Below are 19,941 nucleotides of genomic sequence, written 5' to 3'. Positions count from 1 at the left end.
TTCTCCTTCGGGACGTGCCGTCCCATCCATCGAGCTCACAAAGACGGTGAAGTCCGCCATGGCGACCAAAAGCCCCATCGATCCGGAACTCGTGCGCGAAATGGCGCAGCTGATCAACGAGACGGACCTGACCGAGATCGAGGTGCAGAAGGGCGATCTGCGCATCCGCGTGGCGCGCACCATCACCGCGACCGTGATGGCTCCCGTCGCTGCGGCTCCGGCCTATGCTGCCGCGCCGGCGCCGGTCGCCGCAGCGCCGCTCGAGGCCAAGGCCGCCGCCGCCCATCCCGGCACGGTGAACTCGCCGATGGTCGGCACCGCCTATCGCCGGCCCTCGCCGGAGGCCAAGCCCTTCATCGAGATCGGCCAGGAAGTTAAGGCCGGCGAGCGCGTCCTGCTCGTCGAGGCCATGAAGACCTTCAACGACATCGTGGCGCCCCGCGCCGGCAAGGTCATCGCCATCCTCGTCGAGGACGGGCAGCCGGTCGAATACGGCGAGCCGCTGCTGGTGATCGAGTGAGGCCGGCGCCGGACGGGAGCGGGCTGAAGATGTTCGACAAGATCCTGATCGCAAATCGTGGCGAGATCGCGCTCCGGGTGCTGCGCGCCGCCAAGGAGCTCGGCATCGCCACCGTCGCGGTGCATTCGACCGCCGACGCCAACGCCATGCATGTGCGCCTCGCCGACGAGAGCGTCTGCATCGGTCCGCCGCCGGCGCGCGAGAGCTATCTCAATATCCCGGCGCTGATCGCCGCCTGCGAGATCACCGGCGCCGACGCGGTCCATCCCGGCTATGGCTTTCTCTCCGAGAATGCCCGCTTCGCCGAGATTCTCGAGCGGCACAACATCACCTTCATCGGCCCCAAGGCCGAGCATATCCGCAGCATGGGCGACAAGATCGAGGCCAAGCGCACCGCCAAGCGCCTCGGCATTCCCTGCGTTCCGGGCTCGGAAGGCGGCGTCGCCGATGACGAGGAGGCGCTGCGCATCATCAGAGAGATCGGCCTGCCCGTCATCATCAAGGCGGCGTCCGGCGGCGGCGGCAAGGGCATGAAGGTCGTGCGCAGCGAGGACGAGATATCCGTCCTGCTCGCCACCGCCCGCAGCGAGGCCAAGGCTAATTTCGGCGACGACGCCGTCTACATCGAGAAATATCTCGAGAAGCCGCGCCATATCGAGATCCAGGTGCTCGGCGACGGCAAGGGCCGGGCGATCCATCTGGGCGAGCGCGACTGCTCGCTGCAGCGCCGCCACCAGAAGGTCTGGGAAGAGGGGCCGTCACCGGCCCTCAACGCCGGCGAGCGCGACCGGATCGGCAATATCTGCGCCAAGGCGATGGCCGACATGGGCTATCTCGGGGCGGGGACGATTGAGTTCCTCTACGAGGACGGCGAGTTCTACTTCATCGAGATGAACACCCGTATCCAGGTCGAGCATCCGGTCACCGAGATGATCACCGGGATCGATCTGGTCAACGAGCAGATCCGCATCGCTGCCGGCGCGCCGCTGTCGATCCGCCAGGAAGACGTCGTCATCGAGGGCCACGCCATCGAATGCCGCGTCAATGCCGAGCATCCCGCGAACTTCCGGCCGTCGCCCGGCAAGATCGCCTCGTTCCACACGCCGGGCGGCCTCGGCGTCCGCGTCGATTCGGCGGCCTATCAGGGCTATGTCATCCCGCCGCATTACGACTCGCTGGTCGGCAAGCTGATCGTGCACGGCCGCAATCGCGACGAGTGCCTGATGCGCCTGCGCCGCTCGCTCGACGAGTTCGTCGTCGACGGTGTCGACACGACGTTGCCGCTGTTCCGCACGCTGGTGCGCAACCAGGACATGCTGAATGGCGACTACAACATCCACTGGCTCGAGAAATTCCTGGCCAATGGCGGCATGGGGCAGCCCGGCGAGGGCTGAGGCCCGGCGCTACGTCATGCTCGGGCTTGACCCGAGCATGATGGGCCTGAGGGCGCTTCTAGCGGCAGATTTCCTGCACGAGATTCTCGGGTTTGCGCTTCGCTCCACCCGAGAAGGACGCCGACGGTTTGACAGGCTCGCGCGCCCGCGCTCCCATCACTGCATGAAGGCCCGTTCCACCCCCGTGCGCGCGCCCACGATTACGCCGGAAATCCTGCTGCGCGCCTATGCGGGCGGCGTTTTTCCGATGGCCGAGAGCGCCGACGATCCCGGCCTGTTCTGGGTCGAGCCCGAGATCCGCGGCATCATCCCGCTCGACGCCTTCCATGTGCCGAGCCGGCTGCGGCGCACGGTTCGTTCCGACCGTTTCGAGATCCGGGTCGACCACGCTTTCGAGCCGGTGATCGCCGCCTGCGCCGAGAGCCGCCCGGACCGCGAGGAGACCTGGATCAACCGGCGCATCCGGGCGCTCTATGGCGAGCTGTTCGCGCTCGGCTTCGTCCATACGGTCGAATGCTGGCGCGAGGGGCAACTGGTCGGCGGGCTCTACGGGCTTTCGCTCGGCGGGGCCTTTTTCGGCGAGAGCATGTTCCATCGCGAGACCGACGCCTCGAAAGTGGCGCTGGTGTATCTTGTGGCTCGCCTGCGGCGGGGCGGATACCACCTGCTCGACGCCCAGTTCCAGACCGCCCATCTCTCCCAGTTCGGCACGCGCGAGCTGCCGCGCGCGGTCTATCGCGGCATTCTCGAGCCGGCGATCGCTGTCGAGGCGCAGTGGTGGAGCTGGCCGCGGGACAAGCGCGTCAGCGGCAGTGAGGCCTTGGCGGAGCTGGAAGGCGCTTCTCCGCCTCCCTGAGTGAACAGGACCATGGCGGCGCTGCAGCAGGAGCCTGCCAGCGAGGTCTTGACCTTGATCATGTCACGCAACATATGAAGTTTCATGAAGCGCGACAGTCGATTGTCCGGAGTGCTGCACGTCCTGCTCCACATGGCCGAGCAGGACGGGCCAGTGACTTCCGAGGTGCTGGCGAAGGCGATGGCGACCAATCCCGTGGTGATCCGGCGGATCATGTCTGGGCTGCGCGAGCAGGGCCATGTCCGCTCGGAGAAGGGGCATGGCGGCGGCTGGACCCTTTCTTGCGAGCTTTCGAAGGTCACCTTGCACGACATCTACATGGCGCTCGGGCGCCCCGCCTTGCTGGCGATAGGCAATCGCTCGGAGAGCCCGGCCTGCGTCGTCGAGCAAGCGGTGAATGCGGAACTCGACCAGGCCTTTGCGGAGGCGGAGGCGGTGCTGCTCGCCCGGTTGGGAGAGGTTACGCTCGCTGCCCTCAACGCCGGACTGCAGGAGCGCCTCGCCGCGCGCGGCGGCCGTCACGATCTGGAGTCCGTCCATGCAGGCTGATCAGAACCCGCAGCTGGCGCCGTTCTCCGACCCTGCAGCAGTTGCCCGCTATCCTGAGGGCCCACCGCGCATCGTGCCCGGCTTCCACGACCTGCACCGCATGACCGGCATCTTGCTGGCCGAGCGCGCTCCGGCGGCGGCTCGGGTGCTTGTTCTCGGGGCAGGGGGCGGGCTGGAGCTCAAAGCGCTGGCGCAGGCCTATCCGGGCTGGAGCTTCGACGGAGTCGATCCGGCCGCCGAAATGCTGAAGCTGGCAGCCGAGACGCTGGGGCCGCTCGGCGCGCGCGTGCGGCTGCACGAGGGCTATATCGACGCCGCGCCGGAAGGACCGTTCGATGCCGCCACCTGCCTGCTGACTCTGCATTTCCTGGCGCCCGAGGAACGGCGGCGCACCGCCAGCGAGATCCGGCGGCGGCTCAGGCCGGGCGCGCCCTTGGTCGTCGCCCATGCCAGCTTTCCGCAGGGCGAAGGCGAGCGTGGGCGCTGGCTGTCGCGCTACGCCGCCTTCGCCGTCGCCGCGGGCACCGATCCGGTCAAGGTGGAGAAGGCGCGCGCCACCATCGAAGCCCATCTCGCACTGCTCAGCCCCGAAGAGGACGAGGCGATCCTGCGCGCGGCGGGCTTCTCGGATGTCGGCCTGTTCTATGCGGGGTTCAGCTTCCGCGGCTGGGTCGCCTATGCCTGAGCATCCGGGGGCGGAAACGCCTGGGCCGAGGGCTGCCAGAGTTCGATCGGGTTACCCTCGGGATCGTGGATGCGACAGAAGCGGCCGACCTCGGAATCCCATTCCGTCCGGGTTTCCACGGCGATGCCGGCGGCCTTGAGCGAGGCCATGATCGCGTCGAGATCGTCGACGCGGAAATTCACCATCCATTGCTGCTCGGGCCGGCTGAAATAGTCGGTCGTCGCGGCGAAGGGGCCGAAAATGGTCGGCCCGGCGTCCTGGCTCCAGACAGCCTTGGCTAGGTCGTCGATGCCGAGATGGCGTTCATACCAGGCCGCGAGCATCTGCGGATCACCGGCGCGGAAGAAAAGACCGCCTATGCCGGTGACGCGCGCCATGGCTCAGTTGCCGCCAGCCGGATCGCGCCCGCCGCCGGTGGGGTTGGTCGGGAAGAAGCGCTGCGTCGGCGCGCGCGGCTGCACCGGCACGCCCTGCGGCGGCGCGACGTCGATGCGCTGGTTGCCACCAGGCGCGCCAGGCACGCCGGGGGGGAGTGTCTCGCGGGCCGGGCGCACCGGACGCTCGGGGCGCTGGCCGGCCGTCGGCGGCGGGGAGGCCTCGGGCTCCTTCGGATCGACCACCAGCTCGGTGCCGCCTTTGCAGTCGGTCAGCCAGACGTCGTAGATCGCGTGCTCGACGCCGTGCAGGCCGGGGCTCGCCGCATACATCCAGCCGGTGAAGATGCGCCGGTACTCGTTGTTGAAGGTGACCTCGTCGACCTCGGTGAAGCTCGTGGTCTGCGGCGCCTCGGTCGGCGGCCGCGTCCAGCAGACACGCGGTGTCAACTGCAGCGCGCCGAACTGCACGGTCTCGTCGATCGCCACCTCGAAGGAGATGATCCGGCCCGTGATCTTGTCGAGCCCGGCGAAGACCGCGACCGGATTGCGGATGCGGTCGGCCTTGGCGGGCGCAGCCAGCGCTAGCGCGGCGCCTGAGAGGGCGGCAAGGGCGATGACTCTGCGGAGCGATGGCATGCTGGCTTTGCGATTCTCTTGCAGCGCGGCGCTGCCGCGTCGGCGCGGACGTAGCACGGCAATCGCAGCGGAAAAAGGGCGGAAGGCGGGGAAGAGCCGAAGGACGACGTGTTCCAACAATGCTCTTGCGATCCATTCGCAATTGTCTATCTTGCGAATAGATCGCAGTTGCAGATTGGACGGCAATGGACGCACGGGTCGACAGGCCGCAGCCCGGCTGGCGCAGCGAGCGGGGCGAAGCTTCCCTCTCCGATGTCCATCGCTCGATCACGGTGCGCCCGACCGGCCCCGGCTGGCGACGAGCCGCCGCCTTCGTCGGGCCGGGCTATCTCGTCGCCGTCGGCTACATGGACCCAGGCAACTGGGCGACCTCGCTCGCAGGCGGTTCGAAGTTCGGCTACACGCTGCTCGTCGTCGCGCTGGTCTCCAACATCATGGCGATCGTGCTGCAATCGCTGTGCGCGCGCCTCGCCATCGCTTCAGGCCGCGACCTCGCCCAGGCCTGCCGCGACGCCTATCCGAAGCCGGTCTCCTTCGTCCTGTGGCTGCTGGCCGAGATCGCGATCATAGCCACCGACATCGCCGAGGTGATCGGCACGGCGATCGGCCTGAACCTGATCTTCGGCATTCCGCTCGAGCTCGGCGTCATCATCACGGCGCTCGACGTGTTTCTGATCCTCTATCTGCAGAAGCTCGGATTCCGCTGGGTCGAGGCGCTGGTGATCACGCTGCTCGGCGTGATCGCGCTATGCTTCGCGATCCAGATCGCGCTCGCCGATCCCGATTGGGGGCAGGTGGTTCGCGGTTTCGCGCCGACGACCGAAATCGTCCGCAATCCGGAGATGCTCTATCTCGCGCTCGGCATCCTCGGCGCGACGGTGATGCCGCATAATCTCTATCTGCACTCGGGCATCGTGCAGACCCGCGCCTATGGCGAGAGCCTGCCGGAGAAGCGCCAGGCGCTGAAATACGCGACAATCGATTCGACTGTGGCGCTGATGTTCGCGCTGACCATCAATGCCTCGATCCTGATCCTGGCGGCCGCGACCTTCCACAAGACCGGACAGACCTCCGTCGCCGAGCTCGGCGACGCCCACAAGCTGCTCGGCCCGCTGCTCGGGCTGGCGATCGCCCCGACCCTGTTCGGCATCGCGCTGCTCTGCTGCGGCATCAACTCGACGGTCACGGCGACGCTCGCCGGCCAGATCGTGATGGAAGGCTTTCTCAAGATCAGGCTGCCGCCCTGGCTGCGCCGGCTGATCACCCGCGGCATCGCCATCATCCCGGCGGCGGCGGTGACGATCTGGTACGGCGACAGCGGCACGGCGCAGCTGCTGATCCTGACCCAGGTCGTGCTCTCGCTGCAGCTCTCCTTCGCGGTCTTCCCGCTGGTGATGTTCACCGCCGACCGGACGAAGATGGGCGAACTCGTCGCGCCGCGCTGGCTCGTCGCCTTCGCCGTGCTGATCGCGCTCGTGATCGCGGCGCTGAACCTCAAGCTGCTGGTCGACTTCGCCGGTGGGGCAGGCTGAGGGCGACGCTGCGGTCCCGCCTACGTCGCCTAGCTTCCAGCGCGCCTGGCGCGGAAGCGCGCGACCTTGTCGCGGTTGCCGCACTGGCCCATCGTGCACCAGCGCCGCGTATTGTTGCGCCCGCGATCGTAGAAGACGAGCGTGCAGTCGTCGGCGGCGCAGCGCTTCAGCCGCGCCGGCTCGGCCTCGCAGACGAAGCGCGCGAAATCGAGCGCGACCGGCGCGGCGGGGTCGGCAACCGGGGCGAGCGCCAGCGTGAGGACTGGTCCGTTCTCGCCCCGTTGCAGGACATGATGGCCGCTCAGACCTGCCAGCCGGCGGTTCACTGATGCCAGAGCGGCATCGGGCAGCGGCTCGCCCGCCTGAAGCCCGTCGAAGACCCCCCGCAACTCGGCGCGCAGCGCGCGCAGATCGTGCATCGCCATTTTTCCGTCTGCCGGGCCATCGCCGAGTCCAGCCGCCGCCAGCCAGGCGAGCGCGCGCTCGGGGCTGTCGATCAACTCCTGAGGGCCGGCTTCGCCTGCCGGTGTGGTGTTCAGCAGGTCGAGCCATGTCGCGCCACCGACGAAAAGGAAGCCTTCGCGGAACTCGCTGGAGATCTCGGTCGCGGACGCCATTTCGCACCTTCTGCGGATAGGTCGATTGTAACCTGTCATTTATCAGTTGACAGGTTTCAAATCAAATGACACCGTCAAATCATAAGGACAATGGTTACTTGCTTGACGGCGCTCGGTTCCCGCTGCCGCCTTGCAGCCGCCGCTTTCACCTCAAGAGGTCTCGCCATGACGCCCGTCGCCGCTATCGATCCCGCCCAGGTCCATTTCCGCCGCGCCACGATAGCCGGCACCGAGATCTTCTATCGCGAGGCAGGGCCGCAGGATGCGCCGGCGCTCCTTCTGCTGCACGGCTTCCCGTCCTCATCGCACATGTTCCGCGACCTGATTCCGCGCCTCGCCGGGCAGTACCGGGTGATCGCTCCGGACTACCCCGGATTCGGCCACAGTGCCGCGCCGTCGCCGGCCGAGTTCGATTATCGCTTCGACCGTCTCGCCGATGTGGTGGAGGAACTCGTCGATCGGCTCGGGCTGAAGAACTATGTGCTCTATCTGCAGGACTATGGCGGCCCGGTCGGGTTCCGCCTGGCGCTGCGCCGGCCGGAGCGCGTGCGCGGCCTGATCGTGCAGAACGCCGTCGCCAATGCCGAGGGCTGGAACCCGGAGATCACGGCGTCGATGGGGCCGTTCTGGCGCGAGCGCAACGCCGAAACCGAGAAGCCCTTCGCCGATCTGCTGAAGCCGGAGACGACGCGTTTTCAGTACACCCATGGCGCCACCCGCGCCGAGCGCCTGTCGCCCGATGCCTGGACGGTGGATCAGGCCGGGCTCGACCGGCCCGGCAATCGCGAGATCCAGCTGCGGCTGCTGCACGACTACCAGAGCAATTTCGCGGCCTATCCGGCCTGGCAGCGCTATCTCGCCGAACGCCAGCCGCCGATGCTGATCGTCTGGGGCAAGAACGACCCGTTCTTCACGCTCGAGGGCGTCGATTATCTGAAGCAGCAGGTGCCGGGCGCCGAGGTGCACCTGTTCGATGCCGGCCATTTCGCGCTGGAGACGCATGCCGATGAGATCGCCGAGCGTATCCGCGCGTTCATGGCGCGCTTGCCGGCCTGACAGGTCGCCGACAGGCCGGTGCGGTCAATGCCTGCGCCGGCCGATCAGCAGGAAACCAATCAGGGCGAGCGCGGCGAAGGCCGCACCGTTGAGGAAGGTCGCGGCGGCGCCGTAGCTCTCCCAGAGGATGCCAGCGATCAGGTTGCCGGCGAGGACGGCTAGGCCCGTCGCGAGGTTGAGGGCGCCGAAGGCGGTGCCACGTGCGGCAGCGGGCGCCCTGTCAGCGATCAGCGTGGCGAGAATGCCTTGCGAGAAGCCCATATGCAGGCCCCAGAGCACGATGCCGGCAAGCAGCAGAGCCGGCGTTTGCGCGAAGGCGAGGACGAGATCGGCGCCGATCAGGAAGACGAGGCTCATAGCGAGCATGCCATTGCGCCCTATCCGGTCGGAGAGAACGCCGACGGGATAGGCGGTCAGGCCGTAGACCAGATGCATCAGCACCAGGATCAGTGGGATCCAGGCCAGGGCGAATCCGGCCTGTTGGGCCTTGAGCAGCAGGAAGGCCTCGCTGAAGCGGGCGAAAGTCAGGACGGCGCAGAGCCCGATCACGGCCCATACGCCCGGCCCGAGCTGAATCAGCGCGGCGAGGCGAGGGCGCTCGCCCCCTTTCCCGGCAGACCGGCCAATAGGCTCCTGGATTCCGACGACGATGACCGCGACGGCGATCAGGGCCGGGATCGCGGCGATCCAGAAGACCGTGCTGAAATTGTTCCCGGTCAGAAGCATCAGCGCGATCGCGACCAGCGGGCCGATGAAGCCGCCGACCGTGTCGAGCGATTTGCGCAGGCTGAAGCTGGCGCCGCGCAGTTCGGGCGGCGTGACATCGGCAATCAGAGCATCGCGCGGCGCGCTCCTGATGCCCTTGCCGACCCGGTCGAGAAAGCGGGCGCCGGCGATCCAGCCGACGGTGTCGGCGAGCGGCACGATCGGCCTCGACAGGGCCGCCAGCCCGTAGCCGAGCAGGATGAGAGGCTTCCTCTGCCCGGACCAGTCGGAGAGCACGCCGGCGAATAGCCGGGTGACCATCGCGGTCGCGACCGCGAGGCCCTCGATCAGGCCGACCGTGATGGCGGAGGCGCCGAGCCCGGTGACCAGATAGAGCGGCAGCAGCGTCTGGACCATCTCGGAGGAGATATCCATCAACATGCTGACGAGGCCGAGCAGCCAGACGCTGCGCGGGATCGAACGCGAGGTAGCGGCGAGGGAGGCCTGAGTGGTCACGTCGCGGTGCTCCGCCGCCCGAATACCCATGGGCCCTCAGCCTGAGGAGCCGCGCAGCGGCGTCTCGAAGGATGTTCTGGTCGTCTGAAGAGGATCCTGAATCATCCTTCGAGACGCCATTCCTCGCGGAATGGCTCCTCAGGATGAGCGCTCAGGCAAGATTCAAACTGGCGCTCAGCGCCCCGGCGTCCAGGCCTCGTAGTCGCCGGTCGCGGGCGGGCGCTCGTTCTCGGCCAGGGTCGAGCCGGACGGGCGGTAGGCGAGGGCGGTGCCGGTATGGTTCGGCTGGTGCGGCTGTTCCCAGTCGCGGGCCGCATATTTTTCCTCGGAAGGCGCGACGTCGACGGTGTGGTGCAGCCAGCCATTCCAGCCCGACGGAATCGTCGAGGCCTCGATCGGGCCGTTATAGACGACCCAGCGGCGCTGGAGGCCGAGGGCCTTGTCCTTGGCGCCGCCCTTGGTGCGGTAATAGACGTTGCCGAACTGGTCCTCGCCGACCTTCTCGCCGAAGCGCCAGGTGTGGAAACGGGTGCCCATGGTCTGGCCGTTCCACCAGGTGAAGATCTGAAGCAGGGTCTGGTTCATCGCTCGTGTCCGGAGGCGCTCGGGCTCGCGCGACTTATGTCGTCCAGAGGACGCGATGTCCAGTGCGGCCGGGCGCAGCAGGCATGCATCGCTACGGCGCTGCCGCCACGATCCGCCGCAGCAGGCCGATGAAGTCCCGGGTGCGGGTTCCTCTTCGGCTGTTCCCGGATTCGGCGGTCTGGACCATCACCAGACGTTTGCTCGGGACGATAGCGAGCAACTGCCCGCCATAGCCGGAGGCGAGCGCTGCGCCCTTGCCGAAGCCGTCTTCCGGCAAGGTCCACCACATATAGCCATAACCCCGCGCCGGCCGGTCGGTCGCGGCATGGGTGGTTGTCGATTCGCGCGCCTAGGCTGCCGGCACGAGCTGGCGCGCCTCCCAGCTGCCACCATTGGCGAAGAGCACGCCGAAGCGGGCGAGGTCGCGCGCGCTCATCCGGAACGGATAGGCCGGGTTCCGCGAAATCGGTGACTGCGCATAGCGACCGTCCGCGGCGGAGAAGTCCTGCATGCCGATCGGGCCCGCGATCCGGCGGGCAAAGCTCTCGAAGATGTTCTCGCCGGTGCGCTCGCGATAGATCGTGCCGAGCGCGTTGAAGTCCCAGTTGTTGTAGAACCAGAAGCTCCCCGGCGCATGGCTGCCGCGGGCCGGCCGCTTCTCCCTGATTTCAGACGTCTCGTGGGCAGCCGGGAGATAGATGCCGGAGCGGGCGGTCAGCAGGTTGCGGACGGTCGCGCCCTTCTCCTGCTCGGTGAGGCCGGGCGATTTCTCGTCGATGCCGAGTTCAGCGAGTGTCGAGTCGAGGCTGATCCGTCCTTCGGCGACAGCGATGCCATAGAGCGCGCTGAGCAGGCTCTTGCGCACAGAGGCGACACCGACCTTGCGGGTGGGCTCACCGAAGGAGGCGACGACGACACCGTTCTGCACCAGCATCAAGGCCGTCGGCTTGCGCAAGTCGGCATAGTCCCGCAACGGCAGCAGTGCGGCGCTGGACCAGCCGGCCGAGGCCGGGTCGATGCTCCGCCACTGCCGGCCGGGCTCGGCCTGCGCCGGCATCACCCAAAGGCAGAATGCGATGATGGCGAGCAGGTGTTGCATCGGTTGGGTCCGTGGTGTCCGCGGCGCCATCAGGCCGGGCAATCCCGGCGACTATGCGGCGCCAGGGCCGGACTTCCGGAGCTAACGCAGCAGCGACCGCGCAGTCGGGAGGAGGCGGGCGATGTCCAGAGCGCTGCCAAGGCCGGAGCGCATGTCGCGCAAGGCCGTTTCGAGCGTCGGTATCGCTTGTGGGGCTGCTGGACGCACGAGCGTGACCGCGACGCATTCCCCCTCGCGCACTGGCAGGCGCGCGAAACCGTTCTCGCTGCGGTCGCTGATCAGACTGGCGAGGATCTCGCCGCCGGCGGCCCGGGCGGCCTGCGCGACTTGGTGCGCCGCTTCGGCTGCTTCGGTGTCGCTGCTGTCTGGTGAGAGATGGTCGATGGCGACGAGGTAGGGGCGCCCGTCTTCGCGATCGACGGTTCCCGGGGGTAATCGCCTGAGCCCGCTCGTGTCGAAGCCAAGGCCGGGTGCGGCAGGCTTCAGCATCAGCACATCGTGCCATGTCAGCATGGTCTCGTTCGCCGCGGGGCCGTGCTCCGCCCAGACCGGGCCGCCATAGAAGGCCGCGAGGGCACTAATGCGGAAATCCTGATCGGCGAAGCCACGGAACCAGACGAACTGGTCGGGCGCTGCGGGATCACGGAACTGGGCGACGACGCTCATCCCGGCGGCTTCCTGGGTCTCGACGAGATAGGTGTCGAAGACGCCGATCAGGTTTTCGCGCGCGCCCGGTTTCAGGCTGTAGCGGCGCAGTTCGAAGACGGTGTCGGTCATGTCGTTCCTTCGGCTGGCGTTCCCCTCGCTGGTGTTTCCGCTAGGCAGCGGGGCTGCCCAACTCCGTCAGCAGCGTCATCCAGAATTCCGCCACGATTCGGTCACGGTTCGCGACGCGCCGAGGCCGCTCGCAGGATCGCGCCAGCCGGCCAAGCATCGCGCGGATTCAAGCACTTGTGGCGGCTGCTGCAGAGCGCGCTTCCACTAGTGGGTCAGGTGGGCTCCGGTTGAGGGCTGGTTAACCATGGTCCGGTGGATTTTAGGGATTTCGCGAGGCGGCGGATCGTTGCAATCTGGCAACGCGGCGCCGATTCCCCATGCGATTCCTTGGGTTTAGCCGGTTGCTTGAAACTTATCCCCATGATCCACATCTTCCTACCAGATGTCGTATCCACACCTATCGGCTCGCACTAATCCTTGACGGCGCGACCCGGTCGGGACTAGATTTTGATGGTCGCGAGACGGCTGGCGGAGACGCCTTCGATCCCCGCGAAAAGAGTTCCCAGACGGGTCGAAGCGATCACCGCGGCGCGCCGATATCGGCGACGGCGAACGGCGACGTGCGTCCCGGCTGGCCGCTACAGGCGTTTCGACGGCGGGACCACACCGTCGCGGAATCCAGGGCATCAAACCGAGTTGGGCTGACATCAGGAGCCGGTGAGCAACCGGCCGCGCGAGGCTTTCCCGAGCCCGCGGCATGCATTGGGGATGAAGACATGCGCATCGAGCGCCGCCATACCGCCGCCGGCCAGTCGCCATACCAGGCGATTCCGTTCCGCTCGGCTGTCAGCGAAATCCGCAATCCCGACGGCTCGATCGTGTTCAGGCTCGAGGGCATCGAGGTGCCCGAGGCCTGGTCGCAGGTCGCGAGCGACGTGCTCGCGCAGAAGTATTTCCGCAAGGCCGGCGTCCCCGCCGTCCTGAAGAAGGTCGAGGAGAACGACGTTCCCTCGTTCCTCTGGCGCTCTGCGCCGGACGAGGCGGCGCTCGCCGCCCTGCCGGAGGACAAGCGCTACGGCTCCGAGACTTCCTCCAAGCAGGTCTTCGACCGGCTCGCTGGCTGCTGGACCTATTGGGGCTGGAAGGGCGGCTATTTCTCCTCCGAGGAGGACGCCGCCGCCTTCCATGACGAGCTGCGCTTCATGCTGGCGACGCAGATGGTCGCGCCGAACTCGCCGCAATGGTTCAACACCGGCCTGCACTGGGCCTATGGCATCGACGGGCCGAGCCAGGGCCATTTCTACGTCGACTTCAAGACCGGCAAGCTGGTGAAGTCGAAGTCGAGCTATGAGCACCCGCAGCCGCATGCCTGCTTCATCCAGGGCGTCGCCGACGACCTCGTCAACGAGGGCGGCATCATGGACCTGTGGGTGCGCGAGGCGCGCCTGTTCAAATACGGCTCCGGCACCGGCTCGAACTTCTCGATGCTGCGCGGCGAGGGTGAGAAGCTCGCCGGCGGCGGGCGCTCTTCCGGCCTGATGTCCTTCCTGAAGATCGGCGACCGGGCTGCGGGGGCGATCAAGTCGGGCGGCACGACCCGCCGCGCCGCCAAGATGGTGGTGGTCGACGTCGACCATCCGGACATCGAGACCTATATCGACTGGAAGGTGAAGGAGGAGCAGAAGGTCGCGGCGCTCGTCGCCGGCTCCAAGATCGTCCAGAAGGCGATGAAGGCCGTGATGAAGGCCTGCGTCAACTGCGAGGCCGCGGACGATGCCTGCTTCGATCCCGAGAAGAACCCGGCGCTGAAGCGCGAGATCAAGCTCGCCCGCAAGGCGATGGTGCCGGACAACTATATCAAGCGCGTCATCCAGTTCGCCCGCCAGGGCTATACCGACATCCAGTTCGACACCTACGACACCGACTGGGATTCGGAAGCTTATCTCACCGTCTCCGGCCAGAACTCGAACAACTCGGTCTCGCTGACCGACGACTTCCTGCGCGCTGTCGAGTCGGACAGCGACTGGAACCTCGTCGCCCGCACCACCGGCAAGGTGACGAAGACGCTGAAGGCCCGCGATCTCTGGGAGAAGATCGGCTACGCCGCCTGGGCTTCGGCCGATCCCGGCCTGCACTTCAACACCACGATGAACGACTGGCACACCTGCCCGGCCTCGGGACGCATCCGCGCCTCGAACCCGTGCTCGGAGTACATGTTCCTCGACGACACCGCCTGCAATCTGGCCTCCGCCAACCTGCTGCAGTTCTATGACCGCGAGACCAAGGCTTTCGACGTCGAGGGCTATGAGCACCTCTGCCGGCTCTGGACGGTCGTGCTCGAGATCTCGGTGACGATGGCGCAGTTCCCGAGCCGCGAGATCGCCGAGCTTTCCTACGAGTACCGCACGCTCGGCCTCGGCTACGCCAATATCGGCGGCCTGCTGATGACCATGGGCCTCGGCTATGACAGCGACGAGGGCAGGGCGCTCGCCGGCGCGCTGACCGCGATCATGACCGGCGTCTCCTATGCAACCTCGGCGGAGATGGCCGGCGAGCTCGGCCCGTTCCCGGGATACAAGAAGAACGCCAGCCACATGCTGCGCGTGATCCGCAACCACCGCACCGCCGCCCATGGCCAGGCCGACGGCTATGAGGGGCTGCAGGTCACGCCGGTGCCGCTCGACCACGGCACGCTGGCGCGCCTCGGCGGCTCCAGCATCAAGCTCTCTGAGCGCGCCCGCATCGTCTGGGACGAGGCGCTGTCGCTCGGCAAGATGTACGGCTACCGCAACGCCCAGGCGACGGTGATCGCGCCGACCGGCACGATCGGCCTCGTCATGGACTGCGACACCACCGGCATCGAGCCCGACTTCGCGCTGGTGAAGTTCAAGAAGCTCGCCGGCGGCGGCTACTTCAAGATCATCAACGGCGCCGTGCCGGACGCGCTGCGGGCGCTCGGCTATCGCGAGAGCGAGATCGCCGAGATCGAGGCCTATGCGGTCGGCCACGGCACGCTGGCGCAGGCGCCGGGCGTCAACCATGGCTCGCTCAAGGCCAAGGGCTTCCCGCAGGACAAGATCGACGCGATCGAGAAGGACCTGAAGGCCGCCTTCGACATCAAGTTCGTCTTCAACAAGTGGACGCTGGGCGAGGACTTCCTCACCGGCACGCTGAAAGTCCCGGCCGAGAAGCTCGCCGACATGTCCTTCGAGCTCCTGCCCTTCCTCGGCTTCACCAAGGCCGAGATCGAGGCCGCCAACGTCCATGTCTGCGGGGCGATGACGCTGGAAGGCGCTCCGCACCTGAAGAAGGAGCACTACAACGTCTTCGACTGCGCCAACCCCTGCGGGCGCATCGGCAAGCGCTACCTCTCGGTCGACAGCCATATCCGCATGATGGCGGCGGCGCAGCCCTTCATCTCGGGCGCGATCTCCAAGACCATCAACATGCCGAACGACGCGACCGTCGAGGACTGCAAGAGCGCCTACCTGCTCTCCTGGAAGCTGGCGCTCAAGGCCAACGCCCTCTACCGCGACGGCTCGAAGCTGTCGCAGCCGCTGAACTCGGCCCTGATTGCCGATAACGACGATGATGCTGACGACGCCATCGAGGCGCTGCACCAGCAGCCCATGGCGGCGCGCGCCACGCAGGTCGCCGAGAAGATCGTCGAGCGCATCGTCGAGCGGGTCGAGCGGGTGCGCGACCGCGAGAAGATGCCGGCGCGTCGCACGGGCTACATCCAGAAGGCGGTGGTCGGCGGCCACAAGGTCTATGTCCACACCGGTGAATATGCCGATGGGCGCCTCGGCGAGATCTTCATCGACATGCACAAGGAGGGCGCGGCCTTCCGGGCGATGATGAACAATTTTGCCATCGCGGTCTCGCTCGGCCTGCAATACGGCGTGCCGCTCGAGGAATATGTCGAGGCCTTCACCTTCACCCGCTTCGAGCCCTCGGGCTTCGTGCAGGGCAACCAGTCGATCAAGAACGCGACCTCGATCCTCGACTACGTCTTCCGCGAGCTGGCGATCTCCTATCTCGGCCGGCACGACCTCGCCCATGTCGATCCCAGCGAGATCGGTCATGACGTGATGGGCGGCGGCGTCGAGCAGGGCAGGGCGGCGCCGGAAGCGGCGGGTCCGATCACCTCGACCCCGCTGGCCTCATCGGGCTTCCGCCGCGGCAAGCCGATCAACCTGCTCGCCATCCAGGGCGGCTCGGCGGCGAACGATGCCGTCGCCCGCTCGGGTGCCAGCGTCACGGCGCTCGCCACAGCCGGCGCCACCGCGCTGAAGGAGGAGCCGGAGGCCTATGGCGAGGCCGAGATGGCCAAGCTCGGCTTCGCCGCACCGGCCGCCCAGCCGAGCGCTTCCGAGCGCCGGGCCGAGGCGATCATGAAAGGCTATGTCGGCGACAGCTGCGGCGAGTGCGGCAACTTCACGCTGGTCCGCAACGGCACCTGCCTGAAGTGCAACACCTGCGGCTCGACCACGGGCTGCAGCTGATTAGGTCGAATGTGTTGATGCGGTGAAATGAGGGGCGAAGTTCCGCCCAATCGGACATGAACTTCCGCAAAATCTGGGAGGCGGCATCATTTGCCGCCCCCCTCCACTGAACCGAACAAATCGTGAATACTCATTACGCCGACCGTCTTTCTCACATCCGAGGATACGATGCTCGACAAGGTCCACGTGGAAGTCGCCAAGTCCGATGATGTCCTCACGGACGTCCAAAAGCCTGTCGGATATCTCGATCTGCCCGACCTGGAATTTCGGGAGAAGCATTCCATCGGCCTTCGGTTCTGCCTGCTCACGCCGGCGAAGCGCCGAGAGATCGTCGCGGCCTCGAAGCTGCGGATTTCCGGGAAGACGGAGGTCGACGTCTTCACGCTCGACGATGGGGAGGTCATCGCGGTCGCCGACAAGAGGCTGTCATCGATCCCCGGCGGCATCGATGGATTGCTCATCACCACATCAGGCGGTCTGAGGTGGCAGTGGCACCGTCGCCACCAGAATTTCCGCAACGACTTCGCCGCCGATCCCCTCGCCGTCGCCAAGGGCATCGAGAACGCGTGGCGGGACCGCTTCAAGTTCCGCGCCGAGGTGGCCGGGGAAGACGGAAAGGTCGCTCCTGGCGACGAAGGTCTTCGTCCTCCTCAGATCGGCGCCCTTCATGCGGTCGGAGCTCATTGGAGCGTCTTCGCCAACGAGCTGGCGACGGTCGTCATGCCGACCGGGACCGGCAAGACGGAGACGATGCTGAGCGCCGCCGTGAACTACCGCCGCGGCCCGACCCTCGTAATGGTCCCCTCGAAGGCGCTGCGGAACCAGACAGCGAAGAAGTTCCGGTCGCTGGGGCTTCTCCGCAAGCCGCTGGGACTGCTGGACGATGACACGCCCAACCCCATCGTCGCCGTCGTGACCAAGGAACCCAAGTCTGAGGCGGATCTCAGCATCTTCCTGGGCACGAACGTCACCATCGGCGTGATGGCATCATTGGGCGCATCGTCGGTCGAGCCCCTGTTTCCCAAGATCTCCAACGCCGTTGCGACCCTTTTCGTCGATGAAGCACATCACGTTCCCTCCGACAGCTGGAGCGCATTCCGAGCGGCGTTCAAGGCCCACCAGATCGTGCAGTTCACCGCCACCCCATTCCGGCTGGATGGCAAGCTTGTCGATGGACGGGTGATCTTCAGCTATCCGCTCGCGGCGGCACAACGCGACGGCTACTTCAAGCCGATCAGGTTCCATTCGATCTTCCAGATCGAGAAGGACGATGCCGACGAGGAGATGGCCATCGAAGGCATCGCCGCCCTTGATGCGGATCTGAAGGCAGGGCTGAATCACCTGATGATGGCGCGGTGCGCCGGCATCCCCCGAGGCGAGAAACTTCTGGCCCTATACAAGCGCTTGGCCCCCGCCCACAATCCGATCCTGGTGCATTCGGATATCTCGCAGGGCTTGATCGACGCCGCCCTCGCTGATCTCCGAGCAGGCCGGAGCAGGATCGTCATCTGCGTCAACATGCTGGGCGAAGGATTCGATCTGCCGGAGCTCAAGATCGCTGTCCTTCACGATCTTCATAAGAGCCTGCCGGTCCTGCTCCAGTTCACCGGCCGGTTCACCAGGACCTCGGCGTCCGACATCGGGGACGCTACCGTGGTGGCCAACATCGCCGATCCGCAGGTATCCGCGAAACTGGAGCGCCTCTACAGCGAGAGCGCCGACTGGAACAAGCTGCTGAGCGAGGCGAGTTCCCAGGCGGCCCGCGAACATGCCGAGCTGGTCGAGTTCCTGAGGAATTCGAAGCCGCTGGTCGACGAAGAGGAGGTCGAAGGCCTTCGCATATCGAAGAACCTCTTGCGCCCGAAGTTCAGCACGATCGTCTACCGCTGCAGCGACTTCTCGCCGAAGACCTTCCAGCGCGGCCTGTCCGAGGACGTCCAGGTTCATGCAGCATGGGAGAACGAGAAGGAGTCCCTCATCTACTTCGTCACAAGGAAGGAGGATCGGGTCCGCTGGAGTCGCGGCAAGAAGCTGAGAGATCGCCAGTGGGATCTGTTCGTGCTCTTCCATGACAAGGATGCCGCGCTGCTCCACATCAATTCGTCTGACAAGGACAGCATGCACGGTGGGTTGGCCGAAGCCGTCGGCGGAAGCAGGCTCATCGACAAGGAGGACACGTTTCGGTCCCTGGGCAGGATCAACCGCCTAGTCTTCAATAACATCGGCGTGCGCAAGCACGGGCGCCGCAACATGAGCTTCGCCATGTACACCGGCGCCGACGTCCAGCAGGCGCTCACGATAACGGAAACGAGCGGTGCCACGAAGTCCAACCTGGATGGTCGCGGTTGGGAGAACGGCGCCGTCGTCGCTCCGGGATGCTCGGCCAAGGGCCGGGTCTGGTCGAAGGCGCAGGGAACCATCCCGAAGTGGCTTCAGTGGTGCAGGCCACTCGGTCGGAAACTGATCGACGAGACGATCGACGTGCCGCAGATCCTGCGAAACGTCCTCATCCCGACTGAATTGACCGATCGCTTTCCCGACGAGCACATCCTGTCTGTGGAATGGCCTCACGAGACGCTCAAGACTACCGATGAGCGCTTCTTCGTGTCGAAGAAGGACGTGGCACAGGTGCCTCTCGCCGCCTGCGAATGGCACCATGAACCGGCTGCCTCGGGTCCTGACCGACTGGCCTTTCGCCTCGTCTCCGCGTCAGGCGAGCTGAACGAGCGTGTCTCCCTGCACCTCGATGCCGACAAGGGCTACCTGTTCAAGAGCGACGAGAAGACGCTCCGGATGAAGTGCGGCCGCGAGGATCGCCCCCTGGAAGAATATCTTCGCGACAATCCGCTGCTGGTTCGCTACGTCAGCTTGAAGGAGCTCGACGGCAACCTCCTCTACGTTCAGCACGACGTGACCGAGGTCCGCATCGAGGAGGATCGGCTCGTCCCCTGGAAGTGGACGGGCGTGGACATTAAGATCGAGTCGACCTGGAAGAAGGGCGTCGAGCGAACCAACTCGGTCCAGACGCACGTGGCGAAGGACTACGTCGACAACGGCTTCCATGTCGTCTTCAACGACGACGACGCGGGAGAGGCGGCGGATTTGATCTGCCTGAAGGAGGAGGACGACCATATCCGGCTGGCGCTGGTCCACTGCAAATACTCCGGCGCAGCGGACCCGGGCGAGCGCGTAAAGGATGTCGTGGAGGTTGCCTCGCAGGCGGTCAGGTCCGCGGTCTGGCGCGGAAACTTTGATCGCCTTCACCGGCATATGATGGCGAGGCTGAAGATCAACGGGAATGGCAGCGAATTGCGGGACCGTTTCGTTCACGGCACGGTCGGTCGCCTGAACGCCATCGCGAAAAGCGCCAAGATGAAGCCGATCGTCCTTGAGATCAGCGTCGTTCAGCCAGGCGTTTCCCGACAGAGGGTGACCGACGATCAGGCGATCGTGCTGGGAGCCGCGGCCGCCTACATCAAGCAGACGGTGGATGTGGACCTGCGGGTGATCTGCTCGGATTAATGTGGGTCGTCTCGGCAACGTGCCGTGGGCGCGCGCCATCTGACTTGCGCCCCTCCATGCATCCCAAGAG

The 19,941-nt window shown here is 66.2% G+C and carries 17 protein-coding genes; 9 read left to right on the top strand and 8 right to left on the bottom strand.

Annotated elements, in window-relative coordinates; all coding sequences use genetic code 11:
- The first annotated feature begins 58 nt into the window (after positions 1-58).
- The 5 genes from accB to DK26_RS06945 all read left to right on the top strand — a co-directional run bounded on the left by accB (position 59) and on the right by DK26_RS06945 (position 4,004).
- The gene (gene accB / locus DK26_RS06965; RefSeq protein WP_066469695.1) at positions 59-520 is read left to right on the top strand and encodes an acetyl-CoA carboxylase biotin carboxyl carrier protein; all 462 of its coding nucleotides are present in this window, start codon (positions 59-61) and stop codon (positions 518-520) included.
- A 29-nt stretch (positions 521-549) separates the two neighbouring features.
- A complete protein-coding gene (gene accC, locus DK26_RS06960; RefSeq protein ID WP_066469694.1) occupies positions 550-1,914 on the top strand; it encodes an acetyl-CoA carboxylase biotin carboxylase subunit in 1,365 nt (454 codons plus the stop codon).
- A gap of 163 nt (positions 1,915-2,077) precedes the next feature.
- Entirely contained in the window at positions 2,078-2,770 is a 693-nt protein-coding gene (gene aat / locus DK26_RS06955; protein WP_066469691.1) for a leucyl/phenylalanyl-tRNA--protein transferase, read from the top strand.
- 84 nt (positions 2,771-2,854) lie between these two features.
- Positions 2,855-3,319 (top strand): Rrf2 family transcriptional regulator, encoded by a 465-nt coding sequence (locus DK26_RS06950; protein ID WP_066469690.1) that lies wholly within the window; start codon positions 2,855-2,857, stop codon positions 3,317-3,319.
- Complete coding sequence (locus DK26_RS06945) at positions 3,309-4,004, top strand: class I SAM-dependent methyltransferase (protein ID WP_066469688.1); 696 nt, start codon at positions 3,309-3,311, stop codon at positions 4,002-4,004. Before DK26_RS06950 ends, DK26_RS06945 begins: the two co-directional genes overlap by 11 nt.
- Here the strand turns inward: DK26_RS06945 and DK26_RS06940 are convergent.
- Together DK26_RS06940 and DK26_RS06935 are read right to left on the bottom strand one after the other, a co-directional pair.
- On the bottom strand, positions 3,995-4,381 hold the full coding sequence (locus tag DK26_RS06940; protein ID WP_066469687.1) for a VOC family protein: 387 nt from the start codon (positions 4,379-4,381) through the stop codon (positions 3,995-3,997). The two genes, DK26_RS06945 and DK26_RS06940, sit on opposite strands and share 10 nt — an antisense overlap.
- A 3-nt stretch (positions 4,382-4,384) precedes the next feature.
- A complete protein-coding gene (locus DK26_RS06935) occupies positions 4,385-5,017 on the bottom strand; it encodes a DUF2155 domain-containing protein (protein ID WP_066470204.1) in 633 nt (210 codons plus the stop codon).
- A gap of 185 nt (positions 5,018-5,202) precedes the next feature.
- Here DK26_RS06935 and DK26_RS06930 point away from each other — a divergent pair, with 185 nt between their 5' ends.
- On the top strand, positions 5,203-6,549 hold the full coding sequence (locus DK26_RS06930) for an Nramp family divalent metal transporter (RefSeq protein ID WP_066469685.1): 1,347 nt from the start codon (positions 5,203-5,205) through the stop codon (positions 6,547-6,549).
- A gap of 29 nt (positions 6,550-6,578) precedes the next feature.
- On the opposite strand, the gene DK26_RS06925 is transcribed toward DK26_RS06930, so the two are convergent.
- The gene (locus tag DK26_RS06925; RefSeq protein ID WP_066469684.1) at positions 6,579-7,166 is read right to left on the bottom strand and encodes a CGNR zinc finger domain-containing protein; all 588 of its coding nucleotides are present in this window, start codon (positions 7,164-7,166) and stop codon (positions 6,579-6,581) included.
- A 165-nt stretch (positions 7,167-7,331) separates the two neighbouring features.
- On the opposite strand from DK26_RS06925, the gene DK26_RS06920 reads away from it, so the two are divergent.
- On the top strand, positions 7,332-8,222 hold the full coding sequence (locus DK26_RS06920; RefSeq protein ID WP_066469682.1) for an alpha/beta hydrolase: 891 nt from the start codon (positions 7,332-7,334) through the stop codon (positions 8,220-8,222).
- A gap of 24 nt (positions 8,223-8,246) precedes the next feature.
- On the opposite strand, the gene DK26_RS06915 is transcribed toward DK26_RS06920, so the two are convergent.
- The 5 genes from DK26_RS06915 to DK26_RS06900 form a co-directional block, all read right to left on the bottom strand.
- Positions 8,247-9,368, bottom strand: coding sequence for an MFS transporter (locus DK26_RS06915; protein WP_349236323.1), 1,122 nt, complete (start codon positions 9,366-9,368; stop codon positions 8,247-8,249).
- 249 nt (positions 9,369-9,617) lie between these two features.
- Positions 9,618-10,028 (bottom strand): NADH:ubiquinone oxidoreductase subunit NDUFA12, encoded by a 411-nt coding sequence (locus tag DK26_RS06910; RefSeq protein WP_066469679.1) that lies wholly within the window; start codon positions 10,026-10,028, stop codon positions 9,618-9,620.
- Between the two features lie 91 nt (positions 10,029-10,119).
- Entirely contained in the window at positions 10,120-10,317 is a 198-nt protein-coding gene (locus DK26_RS29610) for a hypothetical protein (RefSeq protein ID WP_248309884.1), read from the bottom strand.
- 60 nt (positions 10,318-10,377) lie between these two features.
- The gene (locus DK26_RS06905) at positions 10,378-11,127 is read right to left on the bottom strand and encodes a serine hydrolase (RefSeq protein WP_248309883.1); all 750 of its coding nucleotides are present in this window, start codon (positions 11,125-11,127) and stop codon (positions 10,378-10,380) included.
- Positions 11,128-11,208: 81 nt separating this feature from the next.
- Positions 11,209-11,904 carry an NIPSNAP family protein gene (locus DK26_RS06900; RefSeq protein WP_066469678.1) on the bottom strand — a complete coding sequence of 232 codons (696 nt, stop codon included), beginning with the start codon at positions 11,902-11,904 and terminating at the stop codon, positions 11,209-11,211.
- Positions 11,905-12,620: 716 nt separating this feature from the next.
- Here DK26_RS06900 and DK26_RS06895 point away from each other — a divergent pair.
- Positions 12,621-16,349, top strand: a complete 3,729-nt coding sequence (locus tag DK26_RS06895; protein ID WP_066469676.1) for a vitamin B12-dependent ribonucleotide reductase — start codon at positions 12,621-12,623, stop codon at positions 16,347-16,349.
- A gap of 168 nt (positions 16,350-16,517) precedes the next feature.
- Positions 16,518-19,871 (top strand): DEAD/DEAH box helicase family protein, encoded by a 3,354-nt coding sequence (locus DK26_RS06890; RefSeq protein ID WP_083533021.1) that lies wholly within the window; start codon positions 16,518-16,520, stop codon positions 19,869-19,871.
- The last annotated feature ends 70 nt before the right edge of the window (positions 19,872-19,941 follow it).

This window comes from Allobosea sp. WAO (assembly GCF_001509835.1).
In the GTDB taxonomy this organism is placed as follows: Bacteria; Pseudomonadota; Alphaproteobacteria; order Rhizobiales; family Beijerinckiaceae; genus Allobosea.
This window is presented reverse-complemented; position numbering and strand designations above follow the sequence as displayed.